General features: G+C 71.6%; 8 protein-coding genes. 7 read left to right on the top strand and 1 reads right to left on the bottom strand.

What is annotated here, in order from left to right; all coding sequences use genetic code 11:
• From VFO68_RS28595 to VFO68_RS28565, 7 genes are all read left to right on the top strand, one after another.
• Positions 1-357 (top strand): methyltransferase (locus VFO68_RS28595; protein WP_325161514.1); only part of this gene is annotated, 357 nt, incomplete at its 5' end.
• A 10-nt stretch (positions 358-367) separates the two neighbouring features.
• Positions 368-1,345, top strand: coding sequence for a thiamine pyrophosphate-dependent dehydrogenase E1 component subunit alpha (locus tag VFO68_RS28590; RefSeq protein WP_325161513.1), 978 nt, complete (start codon positions 368-370; stop codon positions 1,343-1,345).
• Between the two features lies 1 nt (position 1,346).
• The gene (locus VFO68_RS28585; RefSeq protein ID WP_325161512.1) at positions 1,347-2,315 is read left to right on the top strand and encodes an alpha-ketoacid dehydrogenase subunit beta; all 969 of its coding nucleotides are present in this window, start codon (positions 1,347-1,349) and stop codon (positions 2,313-2,315) included.
• Entirely contained in the window at positions 2,312-3,541 is a 1,230-nt protein-coding gene (locus VFO68_RS28580; protein WP_325161511.1) for a cytochrome P450, read from the top strand. Before VFO68_RS28585 ends, VFO68_RS28580 begins: the two co-directional genes overlap by 4 nt.
• On the top strand, positions 3,538-4,473 hold the full coding sequence (locus tag VFO68_RS28575) for a 3-oxoacyl-[acyl-carrier-protein] synthase III C-terminal domain-containing protein (protein ID WP_325161510.1): 936 nt from the start codon (positions 3,538-3,540) through the stop codon (positions 4,471-4,473). Before VFO68_RS28580 ends, VFO68_RS28575 begins: the two co-directional genes overlap by 4 nt.
• Before the next feature lie 22 nt (positions 4,474-4,495).
• On the top strand, positions 4,496-4,759 hold the full coding sequence (locus VFO68_RS28570; RefSeq protein WP_325161509.1) for a phosphopantetheine-binding protein: 264 nt from the start codon (positions 4,496-4,498) through the stop codon (positions 4,757-4,759).
• Positions 4,760-4,765: 6 nt separating this feature from the next.
• A complete protein-coding gene (locus VFO68_RS28565) occupies positions 4,766-5,608 on the top strand; it encodes a hypothetical protein (protein WP_325161508.1) in 843 nt (280 codons plus the stop codon).
• A gap of 4 nt (positions 5,609-5,612) precedes the next feature.
• Here VFO68_RS28565 and VFO68_RS28560 read toward each other — a convergent pair whose 3' ends face one another.
• A complete protein-coding gene (locus VFO68_RS28560; protein WP_325161507.1) occupies positions 5,613-6,836 on the bottom strand; it encodes an MFS transporter in 1,224 nt (407 codons plus the stop codon).
• Between the last annotated feature and the right edge of the window lie 198 nt (positions 6,837-7,034).

Raw genomic sequence — 7,034 nt, 5'->3', positions numbered from 1 at the left:
CTGGTCGAAGGAAGTTTCTTCGACCAGGTCCCCGGCGGGGGTGACGGCTACGTGCTGGCCCGGGTCCTGCACAACTGGACCGACGCGCCCGCCGAGGCGATCCTGCGCCGGGTCGCCGCCGCGATGGGCCGGCACGCCCGGCTGTTCGTGTTCGAGAAGTTTCTGCCCGAGGACGGAGGTTCGGCCGCCACGGCCATGGTCGACCTGCTCATGCTCGGCATGCTCGAAGGTCATGACCGCACGGCCGCGGAGTACCAGGAGTTGTTGTCCAGGGCCGGGTTCGAGGTGACGGCGGTCCGTCCGTCCACAGCGGACCTGGCCGAGGGCGTCATCGAGGCATCGGTGCGCCCGAACTGAAGGAGAACGCATGGCAGACCCGCCGGGCACCCCGGCCGGCCTGTACCGAACGGTCCGGCTGATCCGCCGCTTCGAGGAGCGGGCGATCGGGCTCGTGTCCTCGGGCGACATCGTCGGCGGCATCCATCCCTACATCGGGCAGGAGGCCATCGCTGCAGGCGTGTGCGCGGCACTGCGGCCCGACGACGTGATCACCAGCACGCACCGCGGGCACGGGCACGTGCTGGCCAAGGGCGCCGACCCGGCCCGGATGCTGGCCGAGTTGGCCGGCCGGTCCACCGGGCTGAACCGGGGCCGCGGCGGGTCGATGCACGCGGCCGACTTCGCGCTGGGGATCTACGGCGCGAACGCGATCGTCGGCGCCAACGGGCCGATCACGGTGGGCGCGGCGTGGGCGGCCCGGCGGTCCGGGCGGGACACGGTCGCGGTCAGCTTCTTCGGCGACGGGGCGGTCAACCAGGGGGTGCTGCTCGAGTCGATGAACCTGGCCGCGCTGTGGCGGGTTCCGGTGCTGTTCGTGTGCGAGAACAACGGCTACGCGACGACCCTGCGGCTGGCCGACGCGGTGGCCGGAACGATAACCGCGCGCGGCATCGCGTTCGGGATGCCGGCGCTGACCGTGGACGGCATGGACCCGCAAGCGGTGCTGGCCGCGGCCCGCGACGCGGTGGCCCGGGCCCGGGCCGGGTTCGGGCCGACGCTGCTGGAATGCCAGACCTACCGGTTCGACGCGCACCACACCTGGGAGCACAAGGCCCGGGTGCGCTACCGCGACGACGCGGAGGTCGAGCGCGGCCGGTCCCGGGATCCGGTCGAGTTGGCCGGCGGCCGGCTGGACCCGGCGGACCGGGCCCGGATCGACGCCGAGATCGAGGCGCTGCTGGACGACGCGGTCGGCTTCGCGCTGGACAGTCCGCACCCGGACCCGGCTGGCGCCCTGGACCACCTGTACGCCACCGGGTTGCGCGCCCGGACGGGTGGTGGCTGAGATGCCGTGGCTGTCCTACCAGAAGGCGCTCAACCGGGCCCTGTCCGACGAGTTGGAGCGGGATCCGGCGGTGTTCGTGCTCGGCGAGGACGTCCGGGTCGCCGTGTCGAACGTGACCGCCGGGCTGGAGCGCAGGTTCGGCCCGGACCGGGTGCTGGACACCCCGCTGTCCGAGCAGGCGTTCACCAGCTTCGCCACCGGCGCCGCGCTGGCCGGCCTGCGGCCGGTGATCGAGTTCCAGATCCCCTCGCTGATGTTCCTGGTGTTCGAGCAGATCGCCAACCAGGCCCACAAGTTCTCGCTGATGACCGGCGGGCAGTGCCGGGTTCCGGTGACCTACCTGGTGCCCGGTTCCGGCTCCCGCACCGGTTGGGCGGGCCAGCACTCCGACCACCCCTACAGTCTCTTCGCCCACGTCGGCGTCAAGACCGTGGTGCCGGCCACTCCCACCGACGCCTACGGGTTGCTGGTCAGCGCCATCCGCGACGACGACCCGGTCGCGGTGTTCGCCCCGGCCGGCGCCCTCAACCTCCGCGCCGACGTCGACTTCGCCGAACTGCGGCCGGTTCCGCTCGGTCTGGGCCGGGTGCACCGGGACGGTACCGACCTCACCGTGGTCGCCATCGGCCACCTGGTGCACGACGCGCTGGCGGTCGCGGAGGAACTGGCCGCCGAGGCATCGATCGAGGTCTTCGACCCGCGCACCGTCTATCCGTTCGACTGGGACGGCCTGGCCGCCTCGGTCGCCAAGACCGGCCGGCTGGTGGTGGTCGACGACGGCAACCGGATGTGCGGGCTGGCCGCCGAGATCCTCGCCACCGCAACCGAGTTCGGGCTGTCCGCCCCACCCGCGCGGGTCACCCGGCCGGACGGCGCCGTGCTGCCGTTCGCCCTGGAGCTGGACCGCGCGGTGCAACCCGGCCGGGCCCAGCTGCTGGCGGCGATCCAGGGGGTGCTCAAGAACCGATGACCACCCTGGCCGCCGTCTCGCTCGCCGGCCTGCTGTCCCAGCAGGGCCGGCGGGACCCGTACCCGTACTACGCCGACCTGCACCGGGCCGGGCCGGTCTGCCGGCTGTCCACAGCGGACAAGTTCGATCTGGTGGTGCACGGGTACGAGGCGGTGAACCGGGTCATGCGGGATCCCACGTTCCGCGTGATGGACACCGACTACCCGGACCGCCGGGGCCTGCCGTGGTCGGACCACCCGGCGCTGCGCACGCTGACCCGGTCGGTCTTCTTCACCGACGGGCCCGACCACCTGCGGGTGCGGCGGCTGTTCGGCCAGGTGTTCACGCCCCGCCGGATCGCCGCGCTGGAGCCGGCGATCGTGCGGATCGTCGAGACGTTGCTGGACCGGCTGGCCGAGCTCGGCGCCGGCGGCGCGCCGGTGGACTTCCTGGCCGAGTTCGCGCTTCCGCTGCCCAGCAACGTGATCGGCGAGCTGCTCGGGGTGCCGGAGCCGGACCGGGCGTGGTTTCCGCCCCGGGTGCGGGCCTTCGGCGCGATCCTCGACCTGGGCAGCATGGCCTGGCGCGGGCTGCGGGCCGCCGACCAGGCCGCCGAGGAGCTGACCGGCTACTTCGCCGACCTGGTGGCGGCCCGCCGGGCCGCCCCCCGCGACGATCTGATCAGCGCCCTGGTGCGAGCCCAGCAGCTCGGCGCCGAACTGTCCGACGACGAGCTGCTGGCCAACCTGATCACGATGTTCAACGCGGGCTTCGTGACCACCACGCATATGATCGGCAACGGGCTGACGCTGCTGCTGGACCGGCCGCGGCTGCGCGCCGCCCTGCTGGCCGAACCCGAGCGGTTGCCCGGCTGTGTCGAGGAGATCCTGCGCTACGAGGCGCCGGTGCAGTTCAGCATCCGGTGGGCCGGGCGGGACACCGAGCTGCTCGGCGTCGAGGTTCCGGCCGGGACCCGGGTGCTGGTGCTCTACGGCGCCGCGAACCGGGACCCGGCCCGGTTCGACGACCCGGACGTGTTCGATCCGTCCAGAATGGACAACCAGCACGCTTCGTTCGGCAGCGGGCTGCACTACTGTCTGGGCGCCGCGCTGAGCCGGCACGAGGGCCAGCTGGCCCTGCCCATGCTGTTGCGGCGCTTCCCGGACCTGGCTTTGGCCGGACCGCCCGGGGAGCGGGACAAGCTGATGCTGCGCGGTTACGACAGTCTGCCGGTGCGGGTCACATGACCGCGCTGGACGCCGTGGCGGCGTTTCTCCCGGACCGCCGGGTTCCGATCGGGGACCTGGCCACACAACTCGGCCTGACCCCGGGCCAGGTGCGGGTGCTGCACCGGTTCCACGGCCTGTCCGAGGTGTGCCGCGCCCGCCCGGAGGAGACGCCGCTGGACCTGCTCACCGCCGCCACCGGCGCGCTCGACGAACTGCGGGGCCAGGAGCACCGGGTGCGCTACGTGCTCTACGCCCGCGGAGTTCCGGTCACCACGCCGTTTCCGGTGAACCCGCTGCACGAACTGTGCGACCGGTTGGGACTGGGGCACGCGCTGGCGTTCACCGTGACCCACCAGGCCTGCGCGTCGAACCTGCTGGCGATCGACCTGGCCGGCCGGCTGCTGCGCACCGACGGCGTGCCGGACGCGCTGGCCCTGATCGTCGCGGGGGAGACGGTGTTCACCCAGGACGTGCGGCTGCCGCCGGAGGCCCGGGTGTTCGGCGAGGGATCGGGCGCCTGCCTGGTCTCCGCCGATGGCCGGCGCGACCGGGTGCTGTCCTATGTGAGCCGGCAGCGCGGCGACCTGGATCAGTGGCTGCCGGGCAACGCCGGCTTCGCCGAGCGGTTCGCAGCCGAGTACCGCGGGTTGCTCGCCGGGGTGATCCTCGCGGCCGTCGAGCGGGCCGGACTGCGGGTCGACGACCTGGCGCTGATCCTGCCGCACAACGTGAACATGGGCTCCTGGCAGCGGGTCAGCCGGCTGCTGCGGTTCCCGTCCGACCGGGTGATGCTGCACAACGTGCCGAGGGTCGGGCACACGTTCGCCGCCGACGCGTTCATCAACTACCGCACCGCGCTGGACAAGGGACTGCTGGAACCGGGCGACTTCTACCTGGTGGCGGCCGCCGGTTACGGCGCCACGTTCTCGGCGATGGTGTTCGAACACTGACCCAGAAAGGAGCCTGACGACGATGGAGGAGTTGCGCCAGCGGGTGGTGCACAGCATCGGCACGGCGTTGCACCGGACGCTGGGCCGCGAGACGACGACGCTGCCGGAGCACACCCGGTTGTTCGACGAGTTGGGCATGACCTCGTCGGCCACGCTGGAGTTGCTGCTGGCACTCGAGGAGGACCTCGACATCCACGTGGACGTCGAGGACATCGAGCGGCGGGACCTGGAGTCGATCGGCAGCCTGGCCGACTTCGTGGCCAAGCACGCGATCGGCGGCGAGTGAGGACCGATGTTCCAGACCGGACCGCTGGATGAGGCGCGCGGCGCGCCCGTCCGGCTGCGGGTGAGCCGGGCCGGGCGGCTGCGCTTCGACCAGGACTCGGCGCTGGTCGCCGACCCCGGGCTGAGTGGCTACCTGGCCGACATGGTCGCCCCGTACGGCTTGGCGGTGCGCGAGGACGTCATCGCCGCCGGCACCGGTCACTCCTACGGCGACATGGCCGACCCGCTCATCCGAACGGTCACCGAACCCCGGTCCCCGGTGGACGTGCTGGTGCTCGTGCACGCGGTGCACGACGTCCGGTTCGGTCGCAACACCGCCACCTACCTGGGCAGCCGCTGTCCCGGTGACCCGCTGTCGTTCGCCGTGTGCGACCAGGGTGTGGCCGGGGCGTTCACCGCGCTGCGACTGATCGGCGCCTACGCCGCGAGCGGTGTGTGCCGCCGGGCGCTGCTGATCGTCGCCGAGCAGTCCGGTCTGCACTACGAGCTGGCCGAGCCGGCGCCGGTCCCGGACCGGCACGCCGCCGTCGCGCTGCTGCTGGAGGAGACCCGGGAGCCGGACGCGGTGCTGGTCCGTCAGCATCGCGGCGTGCCACCGGCGGAGGTCGCCGACCGGCTCGCCGCGGATCTCGCCGACCTGTCCGGTCCCGGGCCGGAACCGGTGGTGATCACCGGCACCGAGCTGTCCACTGTGGACAAGTCAGTGCCGGCGCCGGCCGGGCAGCCCTACACCGGCGTGTGGTGGGAGTTGGCCGGCCGGATGGCGGCGCATTCCCGGTTGCTGCTGGCCGACTACGACCGGCAGTGGGGTTACCTCTGCACCGGGGCGGTGCGTGGCCATGGTGTCTGAGCTGTCACCGGCCGGCCGGCACGGCGTCGATCTGGCGCCTGGCCGCGGTCACGGCCGGCCCGATGGTCAACCCGACCGCCGCGAAGACCACGGCGAGCACCAGCCAGCCGGTCACCCCGCGCTCGATGATGCCCACCGTGATGAGCGTCGGGCCGACCAGGTACATGGCGGCCACGCCGAGACTGAACACCGCCAGGTACTCGCCCTGCCGCTGCTGGGGCGCGAGCTCGTAGGACAGCAGCCAGCCGCCGGTCACCTGCATGATCTCGCCGAAGGTGATCACCACCACGCCGGCCAGCAGCACCGCGGAGGCCCAGAACGCGTTGAGGTGCCCGGCGAACGCGACGATCACGCTGAACGCCGCCAGGCAGGCCGCGGCCCAGCGCATCAGCCGGACCCCACTGTCCACTGTGTCCGTGCCGCGGCTGAACCGCATCTGCAGCGACAGGACCATGACCGTGTTCACCACGATCAGCGGGCCGACGATCAGCCGGGGCGCGTCGGTGTAGAGCGTGGCCCACAGCGGCACGCCGATGCTCAGCAGCGGGATGTGCATCATCAGGATTCCGTTGAGCCCGGCCACGATCAGGTACCGGCCCTGGCGCAACGACTTCGGCCAGCCGGTCACCGTGTGCCGAGCGGAGGCGGTCTGCTCCAGCAGCGGAACCTTGAGCAACAACAAGCCCGCGAAGAGGAAGGTCACCGCGTCGCCGAGCACGATCGCCAGGAACGCCTCCCGGGTGTCCACCGCGAGGATCACGGTGGTGAGCAACGCCCCGAGGGTGAACCCCAGGTTGTAGGCCAGCCGCAGGGCCGACATCACCCGCATCCGCAGGCCGGCGCCCACGTGCCGGTCCACGAACATCTGTCCGATCGGCTCGATCGCTCTGGTCGGCGGTGCGACCAGACAGGACACGAGCAGGAACGTCCCGAAGTCGTGCACGAACGCGAAACCGGCGAAGGCCACTGCCCGCCAGAGGTGCATCAGCACCCCGGCGGCCCGCGGACCGATCCGGTCGGCCAGCATTCCCAACGGGGTCAACAGAAGCAGGGCGCACAACCCGCCGAGGGTCAGCCCGACGCCGACCTCGGTGGGGCTCAGGCCGGCGCTGCGGGTGAAGAAGATCGCCGAGCCGGCGAGGAACAGTCCGGTGCCGATCGAGTCGATCAGGCCGACCAGAAGCAGCAGCCAGCTCTGCCGCGGTATTCCGAACCTGTCCGCCTTCATCGATCACCCACCGCGTCAGTATTGAAAGAATGGTTCAGCACGTTAGTCATCACAGCTGGTGACAGTCAACAACGAAATTTGTGGAACGAGGTATCTGGGCACCGGCAGGGGACTCATTTAATGCTGGTGGCCGACCCGTTCACCTGGTTTACTGTTCGCGCGCAGGGAACGGAGAACTCCGGACCAGGCGGCAGATCC

The organism is Actinophytocola sp. (assembly GCF_035712165.1).
Taxonomy (GTDB): Bacteria; Actinomycetota; Actinomycetes; order Mycobacteriales; family Pseudonocardiaceae; genus DASYTH01.
The sequence above is the reverse complement of the archived record's forward strand: the minus strand, read 5'-3'. Positions and strand labels throughout refer to the sequence as shown.

What these genes read in the sequence shown, in the direction of transcription:
- VFO68_RS28590 (WP_325161513.1), top strand. Translation starts at nt 368, where the DNA reads ATGGCAGACCCGCCGGGCACCCCGGCCGGCCTGTACCGAACGGTCCGG.
- VFO68_RS28585 (WP_325161512.1), top strand. Translation starts at nt 1,347, where the DNA reads ATGCCGTGGCTGTCCTACCAGAAGGCGCTCAACCGGGCCCTGTCCGAC.
- VFO68_RS28580 (WP_325161511.1), top strand. Translation starts at nt 2,312, where the DNA reads ATGACCACCCTGGCCGCCGTCTCGCTCGCCGGCCTGCTGTCCCAGCAG.
- VFO68_RS28575 (WP_325161510.1), top strand. Translation starts at nt 3,538, where the DNA reads ATGACCGCGCTGGACGCCGTGGCGGCGTTTCTCCCGGACCGCCGGGTT.
- VFO68_RS28570 (WP_325161509.1), top strand. Translation starts at nt 4,496, where the DNA reads ATGGAGGAGTTGCGCCAGCGGGTGGTGCACAGCATCGGCACGGCGTTG.
- VFO68_RS28565 (WP_325161508.1), top strand. Translation starts at nt 4,766, where the DNA reads ATGTTCCAGACCGGACCGCTGGATGAGGCGCGCGGCGCGCCCGTCCGG.
- VFO68_RS28560 (WP_325161507.1), bottom strand. Translation starts at nt 6,836, where the DNA reads ATGAAGGCGGACAGGTTCGGAATACCGCGGCAGAGCTGGCTGCTGCTT.